The organism is Flavobacteriaceae bacterium GSB9, assembly GCA_022749295.1.
Taxonomy (GTDB): domain Bacteria; phylum Bacteroidota; class Bacteroidia; order Flavobacteriales; family Flavobacteriaceae; genus Flavisericum.
Genome location: CP062007.1, coordinates 42,221 through 62,374, shown reverse-complemented (window position 1 = coordinate 62,374; position 20,154 = coordinate 42,221). Strand labels below are relative to the sequence as shown.

The 20,154-nt window shown below is 35.1% G+C and carries 15 protein-coding genes; 11 read left to right on the top strand and 4 right to left on the bottom strand.

The genetic code is table 11. From position 1 onward, the window contains the following. Nucleotides 1–3 precede the first annotated feature (3 nt). Both GSB9_00063 and GSB9_00062 read left to right on the top strand, forming a co-directional pair. On the top strand, nucleotides 4–885 hold the full coding sequence (locus tag GSB9_00063; GenBank protein ID UKM63520.1) for a mechanosensitive ion channel: 882 nt from the start codon (nucleotides 4–6) through the stop codon (nucleotides 883–885). Between the two features lie 83 nt (nucleotides 886–968). Further along, nucleotides 969–2,132, top strand: a complete 1,164-nt coding sequence (locus GSB9_00062) for a sigma-54 dependent transcriptional regulator (protein UKM63519.1) — start codon at nucleotides 969–971, stop codon at nucleotides 2,130–2,132. 72 nt (nucleotides 2,133–2,204) lie between these two features. Here GSB9_00062 and GSB9_00061 read toward each other — a convergent pair whose 3' ends face one another. Beyond that, nucleotides 2,205–4,241 carry a dipeptidyl peptidase 3 gene (locus GSB9_00061; protein UKM63518.1) on the bottom strand — a complete coding sequence of 679 codons (2,037 nt, stop codon included), beginning with the start codon at nucleotides 4,239–4,241 and terminating at the stop codon, nucleotides 2,205–2,207. 190 nt (nucleotides 4,242–4,431) lie between these two features. On the opposite strand from GSB9_00061, the gene GSB9_00060 reads away from it, so the two are divergent. The 5 genes from GSB9_00060 (at nucleotide 4,432) to GSB9_00056 (ending at nucleotide 11,871) form a co-directional block, all read left to right on the top strand. After that, complete coding sequence (locus GSB9_00060) at nucleotides 4,432–5,454, top strand: SRPBCC family protein (GenBank protein UKM63517.1); 1,023 nt, start codon at nucleotides 4,432–4,434, stop codon at nucleotides 5,452–5,454. 122 nt (nucleotides 5,455–5,576) lie between these two features. Continuing rightward, nucleotides 5,577–5,942: a fluoride efflux transporter CrcB gene (gene crcB, locus GSB9_00059; protein UKM63516.1), complete on the top strand. Its 366-nt coding sequence runs from the start codon at nucleotides 5,577–5,579 to the stop codon at nucleotides 5,940–5,942. Between the two features lie 239 nt (nucleotides 5,943–6,181). Continuing rightward, the gene (locus GSB9_00058; protein UKM63515.2) at nucleotides 6,182–8,071 is read left to right on the top strand and encodes a hypothetical protein; all 1,890 of its coding nucleotides are present in this window, start codon (nucleotides 6,182–6,184) and stop codon (nucleotides 8,069–8,071) included. Nucleotides 8,072–8,075: 4 nt separating this feature from the next. Next, nucleotides 8,076–10,106: an IPT/TIG domain-containing protein gene (locus GSB9_00057; GenBank protein ID UKM63514.1), complete on the top strand. Its 2,031-nt coding sequence runs from the start codon at nucleotides 8,076–8,078 to the stop codon at nucleotides 10,104–10,106. Between the two features lie 31 nt (nucleotides 10,107–10,137). Continuing rightward, nucleotides 10,138–11,871, top strand: a complete 1,734-nt coding sequence (locus GSB9_00056) for a carboxypeptidase regulatory-like domain-containing protein (GenBank protein ID UKM63513.1) — start codon at nucleotides 10,138–10,140, stop codon at nucleotides 11,869–11,871. 176 nt (nucleotides 11,872–12,047) lie between these two features. On the opposite strand, the gene GSB9_00055 is transcribed toward GSB9_00056, so the two are convergent. Then, nucleotides 12,048–12,653 (bottom strand): DUF1684 domain-containing protein, encoded by a 606-nt coding sequence (locus GSB9_00055; protein ID UKM63512.2) that lies wholly within the window; start codon nucleotides 12,651–12,653, stop codon nucleotides 12,048–12,050. Nucleotides 12,654–12,926: 273 nt separating this feature from the next. Here GSB9_00055 and GSB9_00054 point away from each other — a divergent pair, with 273 nt between their 5' ends. The 3 genes from GSB9_00054 to GSB9_00052 are packed head-to-tail and all read left to right on the top strand — an operon-like array spanning nucleotide 12,927 to nucleotide 15,548. After that, nucleotides 12,927–14,159, top strand: coding sequence for an MFS transporter (locus tag GSB9_00054; GenBank protein UKM63511.1), 1,233 nt, complete (start codon nucleotides 12,927–12,929; stop codon nucleotides 14,157–14,159). A gap of 31 nt (nucleotides 14,160–14,190) precedes the next feature. Next, nucleotides 14,191–15,174 (top strand): YpdA family putative bacillithiol disulfide reductase, encoded by a 984-nt coding sequence (locus GSB9_00053; GenBank protein UKM63510.1) that lies wholly within the window; start codon nucleotides 14,191–14,193, stop codon nucleotides 15,172–15,174. Continuing rightward, nucleotides 15,171–15,548, top strand: a complete 378-nt coding sequence (locus GSB9_00052; protein ID UKM63509.1) for a VOC family protein — start codon at nucleotides 15,171–15,173, stop codon at nucleotides 15,546–15,548. The genes GSB9_00053 and GSB9_00052 overlap by 4 nt, the downstream gene beginning before the upstream one ends. Nucleotides 15,549–15,556: 8 nt before the next feature. On the opposite strand, the gene GSB9_00051 is transcribed toward GSB9_00052, so the two are convergent. Next, nucleotides 15,557–16,000, bottom strand: a complete 444-nt coding sequence (locus GSB9_00051) for an Lrp/AsnC family transcriptional regulator (GenBank protein ID UKM63508.1) — start codon at nucleotides 15,998–16,000, stop codon at nucleotides 15,557–15,559. 123 nt (nucleotides 16,001–16,123) lie between these two features. On the opposite strand from GSB9_00051, the gene GSB9_00050 reads away from it, so the two are divergent. Next, nucleotides 16,124–16,519: a hypothetical protein gene (locus tag GSB9_00050; GenBank protein ID UKM63507.1), complete on the top strand. Its 396-nt coding sequence runs from the start codon at nucleotides 16,124–16,126 to the stop codon at nucleotides 16,517–16,519. A gap of 118 nt (nucleotides 16,520–16,637) precedes the next feature. Here GSB9_00050 and GSB9_00049 read toward each other — a convergent pair whose 3' ends face one another. Then, nucleotides 16,638–20,096 (bottom strand): methylmalonyl-CoA mutase family protein, encoded by a 3,459-nt coding sequence (locus GSB9_00049; protein ID UKM63506.1) that lies wholly within the window; start codon nucleotides 20,094–20,096, stop codon nucleotides 16,638–16,640. Nucleotides 20,097–20,154: the final 58 nt, after the last annotated feature.

The following is a 20,154-nucleotide window of genomic DNA, read 5'->3' as shown; positions in this document are numbered from 1 at the left end:
TACATGAGTCAAAACTTAGAAAAACTAGAAGAGAAAATAGCTGGAAGCTCTGTTTGGGAAAACATTAAAAACTTCCTAGACCTTCATATTAATTTCACCGAGAAAATAAGTGTTTCTATTCTCGATTTGATTATTGTCGTTACGACAATATTTATAACAACAATCATTCTAAGGATTCTGTTCAGAATACTCACCAGAAATTTACCAAGAGAAGAAAAAAGCAAATTTAAAGTAGTATACGGCTATTTTAGGTGGCTTATTTATGTGGTAATTTTATTGATTACACTACATTCGGTTGGTGTAAACGTAACCGCTGTTTTTGCAGCCTCTGCCGCTCTGTTAATTGGTATTGGTTTGGCTCTTCAAACCCTGTTTCAAGATATTATTTCCGGAGTTTTTATATTAATTGACCAAACCGTTCATGTTGGCGATATTATTGAAATAGACGGCAAAGTGGGCCGTGTTGAAGAAATTAAACTGCGTACCACAAGAGCGGTAACTATAGACAATAAGGTTTTAGTAATCCCCAACCATTTATATTTAGAAAACAGCCTGTACAACTGGACCCAAAACGGAAGCACCACAAGAGAGGCCGTAACCGTTGGAGTTGCCTATGGAAGCGACGTTCAACTGGTAAAAAAACTGCTTATTCAAGCGGCCAGCACCCACCCAGAAGTCCTTAGCGAGCCCGAACCCACTGTTGTTTTTACTGATTTTGGTGACAGTTCCCTTAACTTCAAAATTATTTTTACCATTAACGATAGCTTTAAAGCACAATTTCCTAAAAGTGATATTCGTTTTGAAATCGATAAACTTTTTAGGGAAAACAATATCACTATTCCATTCCCACAAAGAGATGTACATATATATAACCAGCAGAAATAACGCCAATTAAATAAAAAGAAATTATAGATTATATTTTGCCAACCCGTACTTAGGTTGAATACAGAAAAACTTAAAACATCATTATGCCGAAAATATTAGTAATAGAAGACGAAGCCGCAATTAGAAGAGTACTTGTTAAAATTCTATCGGAAGAAAACGACGCCTATAAAGTTGAAGAAGCAGAAGACGGTTTGGGTGGTATTGAAAAAATAAAAAACGAGGATTACGATTTAGTACTTTGCGATATTAAAATGCCTAAAATGGACGGTGTTGAAGTCTTGGAATCTGCAAAAAAAATAAAACCTGAAATACCTATTGTGATGATTTCTGGCCACGGTGATTTAGATACGGCCGTTAACACCATGCGCATGGGTGCTTTTGATTATATATCGAAACCGCCAGATTTAAACCGCCTGTTAAATACTGTTCGTAATGCTTTAGATCGCAAGGAATTGGTAGTTGAAAATAAAATACTGAAGAAGAAAGTAAGCAAAAAGTACGAAATGATTGGTGAAAGCGAGGCCATTTCACAAATTAAGGACATGATAGATAAAGTAGCTCCTACCGATGCCCGCGTATTGATAACAGGTCCCAATGGCACCGGTAAAGAACTGGTAGCCCATTGGTTACATGAAAAAAGCGAACGTTCTAAAGGGAATTTAATTGAAGTGAATTGTGCCGCAATACCATCGGAGTTGATTGAAAGTGAACTGTTTGGCCACGTAAAAGGTGCTTTTACAAGTGCCAATAAAGACCGCGCCGGAAAGTTTGAGGCCGCTAATAAAGGTACCATTTTTCTTGATGAAATAGGTGACATGAGCTTATCGGCGCAAGCCAAAGTACTGCGTGCGTTACAGGAGAATAAGATACAACGTGTTGGCAGCGATAAAGATATTAAGGTTGATGTGCGCGTTATTGCCGCCACCAACAAAAACTTAAAAAAGGAAATTGAAGATGGTAAATTTCGGGAAGACCTTTACCACAGGCTTGCCGTAATTTTAATTAAGGTTCCTGCCTTGAACGAAAGGCGTGACGATATTCCACTTTTAATAAACCATTTTGCTAATAAAATATCCGAGGACCAAGGCACAGCAAAAAAATCATTTTCCGATAAGGCCATTAAACTACTTCAAGAATACGATTGGACGGGCAATATCAGGGAACTTCGTAATGTTGTGGAGCGCCTCATTATTTTAGGAGGCTCTGAGGTTAACGAAAAAGATGTTAAAGCATTTGCTTCAAAATAAATATGATACTTAGTGTCTACAAAAAATGGCGGCTCTGTTAAAGAGCCGCCATTTTTTGTAATAATATTACTTTTAATTTACTTCAGGCAAAAAGTTGTAATTCGAACTGTAATTTAACATTTGTTCTTCAAACGATTTAGGTTGGGTTACTTTTATTGAGGTTATCTCTCCAGATTCATTTTTATTTGCAACCAACACCGGGTTCACATAACCTGTATACGGTGCACTATTAAATTGTTCATTTCGCTTAAGAACTTCAGCATGAATGGCTTGATCTACTTTTACACCATAGTTTTCAACCAATGCTTCAGCAGCAGCATAATCCCCTTCCGATTTTATACGTTGGGCTTCTCTTAAAAGCTCCCCGAACAACTCCCTTAGTTTTTCGTAATCATTAATATTGAAATAGGTTTTTCCGTTTTTGGTCACTTTTTCAATAACATTGTCTTTTTGTCCTTTTTCGAAAACCCAAGCTGAAATCCATTGCCTGTTTCGCATGTGGGCTTCTTCAACATCATCGCCTAAATTCAAACGAATTAATTGTGTCATCAATCCATTACGGATATAGGCATCGTATGAAGCACGGCCAACAGCTTTCCAATCATCAACCAAGCCTAATTCTTGCAATTTAGGTTGATACATATAATATAACGCCACCAAATCGGCTCGGCCTTCTTCTAAAGTTGAAGCATAATTTTTAAGGGTTTCTTTGGTTTCTCCCACGCCTGGGTTTAATTTTCCAGATGCATGACCAATAACTTCGTGTAATGCCGTTTCCAGTTTATCGGCTAATTCACCATATTTTTCATGGTTATTAACCTCATCTTCATCATGTGCAAATTCCTTTAAACGTCCTGTGCTACCAGCATTATTGGAAGCATTGATAATATTTCCTAAAGAAACAGACTTGCTCCCTACTGCTGCACGAATCCAGTTTGAATTAGGCAGATTAACTCCAATTGGCGTACTTGGCGATGCATCACCAGCTTCACCCGCAACATTAACCACTTTATAGGTTACACCTACGACATTTTCTTTTTTATGGGCATCCATTAAAGTAGAATTGTCTTCAAACCATTGTGCATTATCGCTCAGCACCTTCATTTTTTGAGACATATCAAAATCATTAATCTGCACAATCATTTCGTATGAACCTCGATAACCTAAAGGATCATTGTACACTTCGACAAAACCATTAATGTAATCTACATTGCCTGCTGTGGCATTGGTCCAGGCCACGTTATAATCGTCCCAAGTTTGCAAGTCGCCCGTTTTGTAATACTCGATTAGTAATCCTAAAGCATTAGCTTGAGCCTCATTTTCGGCAACTCCCTTTGCCAACTCCAACCATTTAATAATTTCGTCGATGGCTTCGCCATATAGCCCTCTAGATTTATAAACGCGTTCTTCAACAACACCGTTCTCCTTTACTAACTGCGAGTTTAGACCAAAAGCAAGTGGCCGTTCTGGGTTTGGCGATGTTTTGGCTTTGTAAAAATTAACAACGTCGGCATTGGTGACATTTGGGCCATAAAAGTTTACTGCAGACAAAGCAACATTATCAATACCCTTTGCTTGGTTTACTTTTTTATTATCTACATCGTTAAAAATAACTTCGAAAGCTTCTCCCTCTAAATTGGTGTTGGTTTCTGTTAATAACATCTTTAAATAATCGGCTGAAAACCCTGGTTTCAATTTGTCGTTTGAATAGTGGTGGTGAATACCATTGCTAAACCAAACACGTTTTAAATACGTTTCGAAAGCCTTCCAATCTTCGGTAGATTTATCACCCGAATAATTTTTATAAATTGCTTCGAGCGCCTTTCTAATTTTAAGATTGTGACGGTAATTTTGGTCCCACATAATATCACGGCCCGCCAAACCTGCCTGAGTTAAATAATACACCAACTGCTGCTCTTTTAAACTGAGTTTTTCCCAACCCGGAATTTGATACCGCAGTATTTTAACATCGGCAAATTGATCGACATTGTAATTAAAATCGGTTGATTTTTCGTGTGCCATAGTTTCCTTTTTTTCTGATTTCTTATCAGCACACGACCAAAAAATAGTGGAGACCACTATTGCTATTAGCATGAATTTTAGCTTCATTGTATTAATTTTTTAATTTAATAATCCTCAAAGCAACCTTAATTGTTTGCTTGTTTTTTATTGAATAATTTAAAAATTAGCCTTTTGAGTAAAAAAAACAAATTTTTATTACGGCAAATGTAATAATTTATTAATCGAAAATTAAAAATCCTTATCTTTGATTTAACTAATTCTCCAAAAAATTCAATTAATGAAAGCACTTAAATACATTCTTTTCTTATTGCTCATATTTATAATCGGTTTAGCCATCTTTATTGCGGTGCAGCCCAACGAATTCCGTTTTGAACGTAGCAGAATAATCGACGCTCCAGCGCAGGTAGTTTATAACAAGGTTAACGATTTTAAAAATTGGACCAGTTTTTCACCGTGGATAGAACAAGAACCCGATGCGGCATTGACTTATGGTGAAAAAACCTCTGGTGTTGACGGTAATTATGCTTGGAGCGGAGAAGTTTTGGGTGAAGGCCATATGAAAACCTTAAATGTGGAAAAAAATAAATTAATTGAGCAGCACATACAGTTTATAAAGCCATTTGAATCGGAGTCTGATATCAATTGGAAATTTAAACCCACTGATGAAGGCACTAAAGTTATATGGGAAATGGCCGGAAAACAGGACTTTATGACGAAAATATACACCACGTTTGCAGGTTCGATTGAAGACATGACCGGTCCGGATTTTGAACGTGGACTATTTAAATTAGATAGCGTTGTTACAGCCGATATGAAAAAATATACTGTAAATGTTGATGGACTTACCGAACACGGTGGCGGTTTTTATATCTACAATACCACCTCTTGTAAAATATCGGATATGGAACCCAAAATGCAAGACATGATGAACGAAGTTACACAATACGCCGTGCAAAACAACATTAAAATGGCTGGAGCACCGTTTACTTTTTATCATAATTGGGATATGGACAATAATGCTACCATGTTCTCTTGTTGCGTACCCACTACAGCCAAAGTAATATCCTCTGAAAGTGACATTTTAACAGGACAAATGCAACCCTTTAAAGCCGTAAAAGTAACATTAAAAGGCGACTATAAAAACCTAATTGAAGCTTGGGAGACCGGCATGAAATACGTAGCCGACAGCAATATGGAATTTACGGAAAATGGACCTATGCTTGAGGTTTACTTATCCGACCCTCAAACAGAACCCAATCCTGCCCATTGGATAACCGAAATATACATCGCTGTAAAATAAAAGGTGCACAATTTTAATCAGGTTTATTTTTAAAATACGGCAAGCCCATGGTTTTCCTTAAAGTGCTTAATTTTAAACTATATTTGTCAGGAAGACTTTTATAGCCTAAAATTTTTATACAAATGAAACAACTTGTACTGGTTTTTGTTGGTGGTGGTTTTGGCAGTGTTTTGCGATTTTTAATTGGAAAATACTTAAACAAACCTGACACTTACATACCTTACGGCACATTTACCGCAAACGTTTTAGGCTGTTTAGTTATTGGTGTGGTGTTAGGGCTGGCAGCAAAAAGCACATCACTTTCTCAAAATCATGTGCTTTTATTGGCATCGGGGTTTTGTGGTGGCTTTACCACCTTTTCTACGTTTGCTTACGAAAACCAAGTGCTTTTAAAATCTGGTGATTTTACTGGTTTTGCTCTTTATACTGTGGCCAGTTTTGTTCTGGGATTTTTAGCTGTTTTTTTAGGACTGTTTTTAGTTAAGTAAGAAAACTTGACTTTGTAAAAAATTTCAACTATTTTCGTTTAACGCTTAGGGCTATACGCAGTGAGGTTCTGGATTTCAAATCTTATGTAACTTCGTTACAACAATTTGAAATACAATTGGAATCTAGCCAAATTTCGTATAGCTGATTTTATTGCACGTTTTCCCTAAAATTAGCTTTAAATAGGTTTAAACATATTTTTTCAAACTTTAAGCAACATTAAAATTTAGTACTCGAAAAAATGACAAAAACAAATCAATCTTTTTACAAAAAACTAATGTTTTACTTGAAATACTTAAAGAAAAAATCATTTTTTTCAAACTTTGTTTTTTTTAGACTAAAATTAATTTCAGTTACATATCTAGTATTAATATATTCTTGTGACAAAAGCAGTGATTCTATTAATGACGAAGAAGCAATAAACGATCCTATATTGCAAATTGATAATGTATTACCTAATAAAGCTGATTTAGGAGATACACTATCCATAGTTGGAAAGAATTTTAAAAGAAGTGTGATTTTATATCTTAATGAAACAAAATTAGATATTGTTTTTAATAATGATTCTTTGGTTAAATTTAAAGTTCCATATGATGGATTCAATCCATTCGATTTCAAAATCAAAATTGACAATGGTGAAGGCGTTGACAAAATGGAAGTTTTAGCAACTCCTTTTCAATTATTTACACCTATTGTTGATTCAATTCCAGTTAATTTTAAATATGGGAAAGAAGTTGTTGTTTATGGTAAACATTTAACAAATTCACCAACAAAGAAAACAGATATTATATCCTTAAACAACGAGCAAATTACCGTTACTAGTCACAGTAAAGATTCCATTTCTTTTAAACTTCCTTATAATTTACAAAGTTTTAATCATGACTTATTGATAAAAGCCCAACTTCAAGAACTTGAAATCTTAAAAGGAGTAAAAATTCCTAAACCAACTATTACAGGTTCATCAAAAAACGAAGTAAAAGTTGGAGATGATATTATCATTTATTTATCTAATTTCTTTCCAGATATTACAGTTCTGAAGGACTTTTATATAGCCGATAATAAAGTAGAAATAACCCAAAGATATAGGGATTCCCTACTGGTTAAGATTCCTTTAGGCCCATATGAGAGTAGAGATATTGGAAGCCTAAAAATTAAAATGTTTAATACTGACCTTGAAAATAAGATAGATTTAAACCTTATTTCTAATTGGTACTTATGGTCATATAAAAGAGACCATGAGCTTACTGGTGGACTAGCTAGTGTACGCAATATAACATTGTCGAGTTTTTATGACAATAACAATAATGTGGCATATATTAATGTTTTTAAAAATAGTAGTGCAGAAAACAATGCCATATTCAAATATAGTCTAGAAAATAATATATGGGAAGAATCAATAATTCCTATATCCACAGATGGCATATTTGGACAACTATTTTATTTTTTTCCTTTAAATAATGGAATTCACACCTATTTGTATATAAAACGAGAAACTAATAACTTTTACAAATACAATTTACAAACCAATACAGTAACCCAGCTCCAAGACTTTGTAAATAATCAACTTATTCGACAGCCTACAGGATTCGTCCATAATGGTGAGTTATATTTTGGCCTGGGTTATACTGGTTCTAACTCTATATATCAAAATAGAAAAATCTGGAAATATCAAGAAAATAGTAATTCTTGGGAACAGATAACTGAAATTCCATTAGTAAATGATTACGATTTAAGAAATGGCCCTAGCATTTTTAAAAGCAATGGCAAGTTTTATATTGGAAACGGAGAACAACGCACAACTAATTTTTGGGAATTCACTCCTGATAATACCTGGGTTAGGAAAAGTGACATAACTAAACCTGTTCAAGGTGCTATCAATGTTCAAATTGATGACAGAGGATTTTATTATAATAATTATCTTAAAAACTTTTGGGAATATGATATTGGAAGCGATCAATGGTTTGAAAGAAATGACTTAAAAGCAGAAGGTTATAATTTCGGACCTGAGTATATGTTTATCCATAACAACTATGTTTATTTAATTGGTTATCAAGATGGATATCCCCCATCAAATACACTTTTTTTTAATCACGATCATATCATTTTAAGAACCGAACTTTCCAATTTCTAGCATTATGTTAAAAAACTTTTTTTATGCTTCCATATTATTATTCTTAGGTTTTAGCTGTCAAAAAGATGACCCTATTACAACTCCTGAAGCAATTAATTTAGAATTATCTGTTTCTGTTCCTCAAACAGGTGGCGTTAATTTAAAAGCCACTTATTCTGGTTTAAAGCTAAGTCAAATTTCTGAATCTGGTTTTTTATTATCAAACCAACCAGTACCAACTTTAAATAACTCAATCATTGTAGAAAGTAAAATAACAGGTAACCAAATAGAAAACACGGTTAACACTGATTTAATTTATAATGGTGAATATTTTGTTAGAGCATATATAAAAGTTGTAAGCAGCGAAATTTATTATAGTGAAGAGCAATCATTCGTATCTTTAGGATCTACAACTCCAATAATCAATGAAGTAACACAGCAAGCTCACTTATTAGATACTATCACAATTTCGGGTAATTATTTCACTACAAAAACCAACAATATTAAAGTATTACTGGGCGGTGAGTCAAGCAGAATACTTGTTTCTAATGACAGTATTATTAAATGCATTGTTCCTGTTACATTACAAACCTATAATCCAACAATTGAAGTTAAAGTATATGAGAAAAAAGTAACTTTTAATAATTTTACGTTGTTTAAACCAGAAATCACTTCGGTTTCATCTTTAAATGCCACTTTTAGAGACGAATTGACTATTATTGGAGATCATTTTGATTTTGAAAAACCAAGAAATAAAGTTTATTTTGGAAACGTAGAAGCTACCATTACCTATGCAGATAGAAACACTTTAAAAGTTTTAGTTCCTGATGATTTGGAAAGTGGTTCTGAACAAATAAAGGTTTCAGCTCAATTACAAGAAAATCAATTTAGCGATAGTTTTAAGCTTATACCACCATTAATTAACTTCGTTGAAAATAATGTATCTGCCACTCAAGATATCACTATACAAGGAGCCTATTTTCATCCAATATTGAATAGAAACAAGGTAATTTTTGAAGAAGCAGAAGCATATTTATTATCTGGAGACACCCAAAATATTAATACAAAAGTTCCTTACGGACCTTTCCCCAGAAGAAAAGCAATTGTAAAAGTTAAATTATTGGATTTAGTTGTTGAATATGAAGTTGAGCTTAATATTCTAAACAAGTGGGTTATGGTTTCTGAGAGTCTTCCTTTTCGATTTAGAAGAGGGCCAAAAAATGCCGTAGTTGTAAATGGCGTTGCTTATATTTTAGCACGAGAAAAAGATAATTACAATGATGATTCTTTATATCTATGGAAGTTTAATGATGAGAACTTTACATGGGTAAAAGTAAATACAAGTGTTCCTAGCCATGGCACATTTGCAAGTGGAATTCTAGAAACCAATGGTAACGAAATATTTTATTATACATCTAATTCGGATAACGAATTTTGGAAGTATTCAACAGAAAGCAATATTTGGTCAAAACTATCTGATTTTCCAGGTGCTAGAAGAGATTATTCTGCTCATTTCTCTATTGGGAATGACATCTATATTGGAATTGGCACGGATTTCCAACCATATACACCTGTAAGCTATAAGGATTTTTACAAGTATGATACATTGACTGACCAATGGAATCAAATTAGCGATTTACCTTTTGATATTTGGGGAGGACATAGAAGAACAGGAATGGCATGTTTTGTAATCAATAATATAGCATACTTGGCTGGAGGTGCATCAAATACAGGTGATGTAGATGCTTGGTCTTATAACCCAAATTCAGATTTATGGAAGCAAATTGCTGACTTTCCTCTAGCTAATAATGAATCTGTAGGATTTCAGATTAATGGATTAGGGTATGTCGTTGGAGGAGGTTATATTGGAGGAAGTAGACTTGGCAAATCATGGACATATTCTCCAAACAGAAATACTTGGGAAGAAAGTGATAGTATCATTCAAGGAAGAGGCTGGCATTTTTCTTTTGTAATAGGTGGCAAAGCTTTTATTGGAGGAGGAGACAATTATTCTGGAGGAAGTCCGCTAGACAATTTGTATGAATATATTCCATAATTTAATAATGTAAACTATTCGCTTTTTTACCATGATAAAAAAACACTACAAGTTCCTACTATTTATTTTATTAGGAATTACAATTTTCACTTGCGAGAAGAATGAACCAGAATCATTTGGAAATATTCAAGGTATTATTACTTCAAATGGTTTAAAAGTTAGTGGGGCTTCAATAATATTAGGCGCAATAGACCAGACAACAAGTGATTCTAAAGGCCAATATAGTTTTGAAGAAATAAAAGCTAATACCTATCAAATAAAAATATCAAAAGGAGGATATGCTCCCACAATTGAGAAAATAACTATACTGGGTGAACAGAATCAAGTTAAGAATTTCGAAATTATTAAAATTAGTGACCCAGTAATTTTCACAGGAACTATAACTGACATAACACAAACCTCGGCCACATTAAATGCAAATATTAATTTTTTAGGAACAGGTTATCCTGGAACAATTGAGCATGGACACTGCTGGTCTAAAACCCCTAATCCTACTGTAAATAACTCTAAAACAGAATTAGGAACACCAAATTCAATTGGTGAATATCAAAGTAAGATTACTGGGCTTGAAGCTAAAACACAATATTATGTTCGCGCTTACATTAAAATAGGTTCAATTATATTTTATGGCAATGAAATTGAATTTAAAGCAAAAGCTTACCCACCAGAAATAATCGATTTTAATCCTAAATTTGGTCCTATTAGAACAATTGTGGAAATTAGTGGAAATCAATTTTCGGAAATAATTTCAGAAAATATTGTAAAATTTGGCGATTTTACAGCAGAAATTGAATCTGCCACTGAAAACTTATTAGTTGTAAAAGTACCTTATGTTGATAATGCCCAAAAAGTAAATATTTCGGTTACGATTGAAGACAACACAAATACTTCACAAGATCTTTTTGATATATGGTTCCCTTGGGCACAAAAAAATAGTCAAAGTTCTAAAACATTTAATGCAGCTTCTTTTGTAAGTAATGGTTATGGCTACGTTATTGGGTCAAACAGCAAATTTATGCTGAAATATAATCCTGTATATGATTCATGGGAAAACAATCTGAGCTTACCAGAAGATTCGGGAAAAAAACCTTTTGCTTTTACATCTGAATCAAAAGTGTTTATTCTATTGGCCAATGGATTTTGGGAATACAATACAGAAACCAATAACTGGACGCAAAGAACTAATTTTCCCGGCAGATTGCAAACAGACAGAAGGTATAATTTCAATTTTAGCATAGATGGTAAATTTTATATTGGTAATTGTTACAATACCTATGACTTCTGGGAATATAATATAATTCAAGATTCTTGGAATAAAAAAGCTGATTTTATTGGAAATTTTGATACAAGTAATCCTGTATGGGGAAATTATACTTTTTCCCTTGATAAAAAAGGTTTTTTGGGAGTAAGTCAAACAGCATTTGGAATTAATACTCTTTGGGAATATAATCCCACTCAAGATTCATGGATAACTAAAACTCCAATACCTTCAAATGCATATAACTTGTACGCCAGTTTTATAATTAACAATGAAGCATATGTTGGGTTAGGAAGAAATTTTGAATGGGGTGATGGCTACGTATCAAACAAATTATGGAAATACAATATTAGCAATGACACATGGATTGAACTCCAAAACTCTCCAATTAATATGGCTGTTTATACTAGTTTTGGTATAAACAAAAAAGGTTATATTTTACCTGCTTACACAAAGTTTAATAACATCCTGAATGATGTTTGGGAATTTGATCCTTATAGAAATTAAGACACTAATTTAATTAGATTTCAAAATTAAGATGGCTATAAGTAATTGCTGGTTTTCGCCTACTTCTGAAAATCTACAAAGATTTTTAGCTTCGCGTATACTTGCAAAGTTAATTACTAACACAATCAACCACTTATAGCCGAGACCGCTAAACGAACATCCAGCCTTCAAATCTTTCACCCTTTGTTGAAAGCCTTCACTCCTGCTTCTATTCTAGTTTTTAAATAATTTTCGCGAGGCACTAACGGACAAGAATATTTATCGTTATAGGCACAATAGGGGTTATAAGCTTTGTTAAAATCTAAAATCAAGGTATCGCCTTCAGGAATACTCGCATCCAAATAGCGTCCACCTCCATAGCTTTCCAACCCGTTGGTTTCGTCCAAAAAAGGCAAAAACAGGTAATCTTCATAACTTTCTTCTTTAATCAAATCTTGATTTTGATAAACATTTAAGGTAAACGACTCACCTTTTAAAGTAAAAGACAACTCACCATATTTTACATAGATGGGCAACCTATCGGTTGTGGTTTTCATTTTAAATTCCTTTTGGTTAGGTGTTCTTTTGAAGGTAGCTTTTACTACATAGGCCGAATCGGGCTTAAAAAAATCCAAACCTTCAAAATGCTTTAAATCTTTCTTTTTTAATGGCGAAGTTGAAGCATCTTTAAACTTAGCATTCTGCTCTTTTTGATAGGCCGTTTCGCCTTTAACCAAGCGTTTTTTTTGGGCACAACCCGTTAAACAAATTAGAACACATATAAGGGTGATTAGTTTCTTCATCTTAAAAAATTTCAATTCAAAAACGCAACTTACAAATATTTTGTCTAGCTTTGACAAATCAAATAAAGCAAAAATGCGCAATAACATCACAATTTGTAAAAAACAAAGAACCGTTTCTTATAAGGGAGGTCGTGCTTGTTATATATTGTGGTGATGTAATTATAAAATAATACAATATTTAAAAGTCCGACGTCACCGTCGGACTTTTTATTTTTAGTGGATATCCATTTTAAAAAACTAAACCATGTAGCAAAAACACAAACTAACAACATTATGAAAACTTTATTCAACAATTACCTGAACACGTTTAACGGACTTTCCCGCGAAGTTTGGTGGTTAGCTTTAATTACGCTAATTAACCGAGCTGGCACGATGGTAGTTCCGTTTTTATCGCTTTACCTAAACGAAAGTTTAGGGTTTACGTTCAGCCAAATTGGTTGGATTATGACCGCTTTTGGGTTGGGATCAGTAATTGGTTCTTGGTTAGGCGGCCGGTTGACCGATAAAATTGGTTTTTATAAAGTTATGGTTTTTAGTTTACTAAGTACCGGTGTATTGTTTATTGTCCTTCAGTTTTTAAAAACTTATGCAGCCTTTTGTTTTGGTATTCTTTTGGTAATGTTTGTGGCCGATATGTTCCGGCCAGCCATGTTTGTAGCCCTTAGTGCGTACAGCAAACCTGAGAATAAAACACGCTCTGTCACCCTTATTCGATTGGCTATAAATTTAGGATTCTCAGCAGGACCAGCTATCGGCGGACTCATTATTACCGCCCTTAGCTATAATGGGCTATTTTGGGTAGATGGCATTACCTGTATATTGGCCGTTTGGGTACTCATTACCGTGTTAAACCCAAAAACAACCAACGTATTAGACGATGTTAACATTGAAAACCCAAAATCGGCTTATAAAGACAAAGCTTTTTTAATTTTCTTGGTGGCTATGGTGATGTTTGGCGTGGTATTTTTACAATATTTTTCAACCATGCCGCTTTACTACAAAGAAGCTCATTTTTTAACCGAACTGGAAATAGGAATTCTGTTGGGTGCCAATGGCTTTTTTATTTTTGTTTTTGAAATGCCGCTTATAAAATGGTTGGAAAATTCACGTTTTACAAAAACCGGACTCATGATTTTTGGTGCCATTTTAACTGGAGCGAGCTTTATTATTTTAAACCTTACCGATTGGAAAGGCGTTTTAATATTGGGCATGTTACTCATGACGTTTGGGGAAATGGTAACTTTCCCTTTTTCGAATGCTTTTGCCCTCGATAGGGCAAAAAAAGGCAATCAAGGCGAATATATGGCACTGTACTCGATAGCGTTTTCTATCGCTCATATTTTTGGGCACAACGCAGGCATGCGCATGGCTGATTATATGGGGTTTGATAACACGTGGGCCATCATTACACTTTTGGCGACGTTTTGTGTATTTTTGCTGTTCGTTTTAAGGCAGTATTTAAATGCGAAAAAAGCCAAAAGGTTAAAATCTGCACTTGAATATTAACGGAATTAAAAAACACGAATTAAATTTATAAATGGAAGGATTGGAAGAAAAAAAAGAAGTGATTATTATTGGTGGCGGGCCTATTGGAATTGCCTGCGCCTTGGAATGTAAAAAGCGAGGTTGGGATTATTTAATAATTGAAAAAGGGGCCCTTACCAATTCGTTGTTCAATTACCCCAAAAATATGACCTTCTTTTCAACTTCAGAAAAACTTGAAATTGATGAGATTCCATTTATAAGCAACAACCCAAAACCCAACAGAGACGAGGCTTTGGAATATTACAGGCGGGTTACAACATCCAACCAATTAAACATTCATTTATATGAAAATGTGGTATCGGTTGAAAAACAAGCCAAACATTTTAAAGTAATCACAAGCAAATCGAGTTATTTCGCCAATCATGTTATTATTTGTACTGGCTTTTATGATATCCCTAAGCTGTTAAATGTACGTGGTGAACACCGAAGCAAAGTCACGCACTATTACAAAGAAGCCCATAACTACAGTATGCAAGATGTGGTTGTGGTTGGCGCTAGTAATTCGGCTGTTGATGCGGCTCTAGAAATATGGCGAAAAGGTGGACGTGTAACCATGGTAGTCCGTGGTGAAAGCATTGGAGAGCGCGTTAAATATTGGGTGCGGCCAGATATTATAAACCGTATAGAGGAAGGTAGTATAACCGCTTATTTTAATTCTGAAATTACTGAAATTGAAGAGGAAGAAGTTATTATAAAAACGCCCGATGGAACCGTTATAATTCCAAACGACTATGTTGTTGCGCTAACGGGGTACTTACCTAATTTCGACTTGCTGTCCGATAGTGGCATCACCGTTTCAAATGACGGAAAACGCATACCGACCTATAACAGTGAAACCATGGAAACCAATATTGAAGGTTTGTATTTGGCAGGTGTTATTTGCGGTGGAAAGGAAACACATAAATGGTTTATTGAAAACTCGAGAATTCATGCGAAATTAATAGCAAAACACATTGAAAAAAAGAAAAACGGGTGAATTTAAACCAAGTTACCATACCATCAACTAACCTTGAAAAGTCGGTTGCTTTTTACACCACTTTGGGTTTACGGCTAATTGTAGATTCCATTCCTCGTTATGCACGGTTTGAATGCCCTGATGGCACTACCACATTATCGTTACACCACGTTGAAAAATTGCCCAAAGGACCAGGCATTACTATTTATTTTGAGGATGAGCATTTAGATGAGTGGTTTAAAATACTTCAACAAAAAGGTCTTGTTTTTAGCCTACCACCAACAAACCAACCTTGGTTATGGTGCGAAGCCCATTTACAGGACCCCGACGGGCATCAAATTATTCTGTACCAAGCTGGTAAAAACCGAAAAAATCCGCCCTGGCGAATTAACTAACAATATTCCTATTTTATGGGAATAACCGCTTTTTGTTTTACTACTCGTGATAGCACAATTTGGGTTTTCGACTCACCATAGGTTATCAACTGATCAATAAAAGATTCGAGGTGCTTATTATTTTTTAAAACCACTTCCATCACTATATTTTCGTCACCTGTAATACGGTAACAGTTAATAACCTCATCATAGGTTTTCACTTTTTCCAAAAAAGGCTTCAGCTTCCCCATAAATGCCCTCAACGTTATAATTGCTTTTAATTGATAGCCCATTTCGTAAGGAGACACAATAGCCTTATAAGCTTCAATAACGCCTAAATCTTCCATTTTTTTTATACGCTCAGAAACAGCAGGTGAACTAATTCCCACTTGGCGGCCAATTTCTGCATTGCTCATGCGCGCATCTTGTTGCAAACACCTTAAAATTTTGCTATTAATCGAATCTATCTCCATTTAAAAGAAAACTAACATTAAAAACTTAAATTCTAAAGTAAAAGTACAAAATTACTTTAAAACCTAAAGACGAATCTCATTTCTTGTGAGTAATTTTGATAAAATTGCTATCAGGAATAGATTATGTTACACAATACCCCATCAAACCTATCGGAATTACCGGTTTATAGAAAAGCCTTAGAGATTTTTGCACTATCGCAAAACATCTCTACATATCTAAACCACGACCTATCTTCATTAAAACCAGATGGTTCTGAAGACCAAAGTATTTATTTTTCAGGCGATATCGTTCAGCAATCTGTATCTCTGGCTCCTGAAATTGTAAATGCCGAACGGCAACGCTATTCCGATAAAAAAGACAAGCATTTAGCTTCATTAAGAAAATTAACCAACAAGCTTTACAAAAGCTCATATAGGTTAGAGCGTTCCAATAGTAATGGCAAAGACTTTTTACCTATTTTACGAAGTGAGCTTAAAAAGTTTAAAAAACTACAACGCTCTTGGATGTTGAGTTTGTAGTTGTCTAGTTCTCTTGATTTCTCTTCGATTTTAAAAAAGAAATTATATAGAATCAGTCAAAGGTTAAAACACAAGCATAAACACTATTTTTTTGCTATTAAAAGCACTGTGTTAATTTTTACATATTCCTACGATATTGTCCCCCAACCTCAAACAACGCATGGGTAATTTGGCCTAAAGAACAAACCTTACAGACTTCCATAAGCGACTCAAAAATATTTTCATTATTGATAGCTTTTTGTTGAAGCTGTTTCAAAAGCATATCTGTATCGTGGTTTTTATGAAGGTTTTTGAGTGTTTGTATTTGAAGTTGCTTTTCTTCCTCAGTGGCACGTATTACTTCCATAGGCAATACGGTTGGCGAGCCCTTACTACTCAAAAAGGTGTTAACACCAATAATGGGATATTTGCCACTGTGTTTTAAGGTTTCGTAATGCAAACTTTCTTCCTGGATTTTACTGCGTTGGTACATGGTTTCCATGGCACCCAAAACGCCACCACGTTCGGTAATTCTATCAAATTCCAACAAAACGGCTTCCTCAACCAAATCGGTTAATTCTTCAATTATAAAGGCCCCCTGAATGGGATTTTCGTTTTTAGCTAAGCCCAACTCTTTATTGATAATCAACTGAATGGCCATAGCACGCCGTACACTTTCTTCGGTTGGTGTGGTTATGGCTTCGTCGTAAGCATTGGTATGTAACGAATTGCAATTATCGTAAATGGCATATAGTGCCTGAAGTGTGGTTCGGATATCATTAAAATCGATTTCTTGGGCATGCAAGCTCCTTCCCGATGTTTGGATATGATACTTTAACATTTGTGCCCGTGGATTTGCTCCATATTTGTATTTCATGGCTTTCGACCAAATTTTACGGGCTACACGACCAATAACGGCATATTCTGGGTCGATACCGTTGGAAAAAAAGAACGACAAATTGGGGCCAAATTTATTGATATCCATGCCTCGGCTTAAATAGTACTCTACGTAAGTAAAGCCATTAGATAAGGTTAGCGCCAACTGCGTAATAGGATTGGCGCCTGCCTCGGCAATGTGGTAACCTGAAATAGAAACCGAATAAAAGTTTCGGATATTATTCTCGATAAAATATTCCTGAACGTCGCCCATTAAACGCAAGGCAAATTCGGTTGAAAATATACAGGTGTTTTGCGCTTGGTCTTCTTTTAAAATATCTGCCTGAACTGTACCTCGTACTTGGGCTATTGTTTTAGCTTTAATATCTTTATAAACTTCTGGTGGCAACACTTGGTCTCCCGTAACACCAAGAAGCATAAGTCCTAAGCCATCGTTTTCATCTGGGAGCGGGCCATTATATTTGGGACGTTCCTTAGCTTCATAAATTTTTGATATTTTCGATTCAACCTCTTTTTCAAGTCCGTTCTCTTTAATGTAAATCTCGCATTGCTGATCTATGGCCGCATTCATAAAAAAGCCCAATAACATAGGGGCTGGGCCGTTAATGGTCATACTTACCGAGGTCATTTTATCGGCCAAATTAAATCCGGAGTACAGTTTTTTTGCATCATCCAAACAACAAATAGACACACCGGCATTACCTATTTTACCATATATATCGGGACGAAAATCGGGGTCATTGCCATAGAGCGTGACACTATCAAATGCTGTTGATAAACGCTTAGCCGGCAATTCGGCACTAACATAATGAAATCGCCTATTAGTACGTTCTGGACCGCCCTCTCCTGCAAACATTCTTGTAGGGTCTTCACCTGTTCGCTTAAAGGGATATAAACCAGCCGTATACGGAAATTCACCAGGCACATTTTCCTGTAAACACCACTTTAAAATATCGCCCCATGCTTTATATTTTGGAAAAACAACTTTTGGAATTTGTGTATGGGATAGCGACTCAGTATGCGTTTCTATTTTTATGGCTTTTCCTCTAACTTCAAAGGTATAAGTAGGCTTTTTATAAGATGCTACCTTATCGTTCCAGTTTAAAATAGTTTCCCAATGGCTCGTGCTTAAATTAAACTTTACCCTGTCAAATTCTTTTAACAATGACGTTAAAAATTCTTTGTCGTTTTCATTTTGGGCATGTTTTAGAATTTTATCAGAATCCAATCCATTTTTATTAAGGAATGATTGTTGTGTTTCACTCGCCACAACATTGCTAACAGAACATATCGTTTTATAAATGGCGTACAAACTTTGAGCTATTTCGGATTGTTTTGAGGATATCATATCATAATCCCTGTTACTTTCGGCTATCTCTGACAAATAACGCACCCTTGAAGGCGGAATAACATAAATCTTTTCGCTAATCTCGTTTGAGGCGGTAAACGTTGATTTAAAATCGGCATTACCTTTTTTACTCAACTTATTCATTACAGCCTGATAAAGTACATTCATTCCAGGATCATTAAACTGCGAAGCGATAGTCCCAAAGATTGGCAAATCGTCTAGCGAGGTCTCCCAAAGCCCATGGTTTCGCATGTACTGTTTTTTTACGTCGCGCAAAGCATCCTGTGCTCCTTTTTTATCAAATTTATTGATGGCCACAAGATCTGCAAAATCCAACATATCAATTTTTTCGAGCTGTGTTGCTGCTCCAAACTCTGGTGTCATCACATAAAGCGAAACATCGGAATGTTCTATAATTTCGGTATCGGACTGCCCAATACCAGAGGTTTCTAAAATAATCAAGTCGAATGCTGCTGCCCTTAAAATGGCTACTGCTTCGTTTACATGTTTAGACAGTGCTAAATTAGACTGTCTGGTTGCCAAACTGCGCATATACACACGCGGATTGTTTATGGCATTCATACGAATGCGGTCTCCTAACAAAGCGCCACCTGTTTTTCTTTTTGAAGGATCTACCGAAATAATACCGACTGTTTTTTCAGGAAAATCGTTTAGAAAGCGCCTTACCAATTCATCTACCAAACTAGATTTTCCAGCACCACCAGTACCAGTTATCCCCAACACAACAGCTCCTTTTTTTGTTTTAGAAGCTTCAAAATCTTGATTTATTCCTGAAAATAGTTCCTCGAATTCTTCGGGTCTGTTTTCAGCAAGTGAAATTAATCTGCCAATAGTACTAACCTCTTTATGCTTTAAGTCTTCAGCAATATTTTCTGGTTTTTGAAATGCTGGAATTGGATTATCAGATTCCTCAACCAAATCATTTATCATACCCTGCAATCCCATTTTGCGTCCGTCGTCAGGAGAATAAATACGCGTGATGCCGTAAGCCATCAAATCCTTAATTTCAGAAGGTAAAATGACACCGCCGCCACCACCAAAAACCTTAATATGTCCCGCTCCTTTTTCTTTCAATAGGTCGAACATATACTTAAAATATTCATTGTGTCCACCTTGATATGAGGTTAAGCAAATGGCTTGCACATCTTCTTGAATAGCAGTATTTACCACCTCTTCAACACTTCGGTCGTGCCCTAAATGAATAACTTCAACCCCAGTACTTTGAATGATACGGCGCATAATATTTATGGAAGCATCGTGCCCATCAAAGAGTGAAGCGGCTGTGACCATGCGTACATGGTGTTTTGGTTTATATGGAGAGATTTGTTTCATTCGTAAAAAACATTAAAATAACGTAATGCAATTTACGAAATATTCAAAAATATTAGAC

Bases quoted from the DNA above. Each gene is read 5' to 3' on its own strand.
- GSB9_00062 (UKM63519.1), top strand. From the start codon at position 969: ATGCCGAAAATATTAGTAATAGAAGACGAAGCCGCAATTAGAAGAGTA.
- GSB9_00051 (UKM63508.1), bottom strand. From the start codon at position 16,000: ATGGAGATAGATTCGATTAATAGCAAAATTTTAAGGTGTTTGCAACAA.
- GSB9_00049 (UKM63506.1), bottom strand. From the start codon at position 20,096: ATGAAACAAATCTCTCCATATAAACCAAAACACCATGTACGCATGGTC.
- GSB9_00063 (UKM63520.1), top strand. From the start codon at position 4: ATGAGTCAAAACTTAGAAAAACTAGAAGAGAAAATAGCTGGAAGCTCT.
- GSB9_00057 (UKM63514.1), top strand. From the start codon at position 8,076: ATGTTAAAAAACTTTTTTTATGCTTCCATATTATTATTCTTAGGTTTT.
- GSB9_00058 (UKM63515.2), top strand. From the start codon at position 6,182: ATGACAAAAACAAATCAATCTTTTTACAAAAAACTAATGTTTTACTTG.
- GSB9_00055 (UKM63512.2), bottom strand. From the start codon at position 12,653: ATGAAGAAACTAATCACCCTTATATGTGTTCTAATTTGTTTAACGGGT.
- GSB9_00061 (UKM63518.1), bottom strand. From the start codon at position 4,241: ATGAAGCTAAAATTCATGCTAATAGCAATAGTGGTCTCCACTATTTTT.
- crcB (UKM63516.1), top strand. From the start codon at position 5,577: ATGAAACAACTTGTACTGGTTTTTGTTGGTGGTGGTTTTGGCAGTGTT.
- GSB9_00060 (UKM63517.1), top strand. From the start codon at position 4,432: ATGAAAGCACTTAAATACATTCTTTTCTTATTGCTCATATTTATAATC.
- GSB9_00056 (UKM63513.1), top strand. From the start codon at position 10,138: ATGATAAAAAAACACTACAAGTTCCTACTATTTATTTTATTAGGAATT.
- GSB9_00050 (UKM63507.1), top strand. From the start codon at position 16,124: ATGTTACACAATACCCCATCAAACCTATCGGAATTACCGGTTTATAGA.
- GSB9_00053 (UKM63510.1), top strand. From the start codon at position 14,191: ATGGAAGGATTGGAAGAAAAAAAAGAAGTGATTATTATTGGTGGCGGG.
- GSB9_00054 (UKM63511.1), top strand. From the start codon at position 12,927: ATGAAAACTTTATTCAACAATTACCTGAACACGTTTAACGGACTTTCC.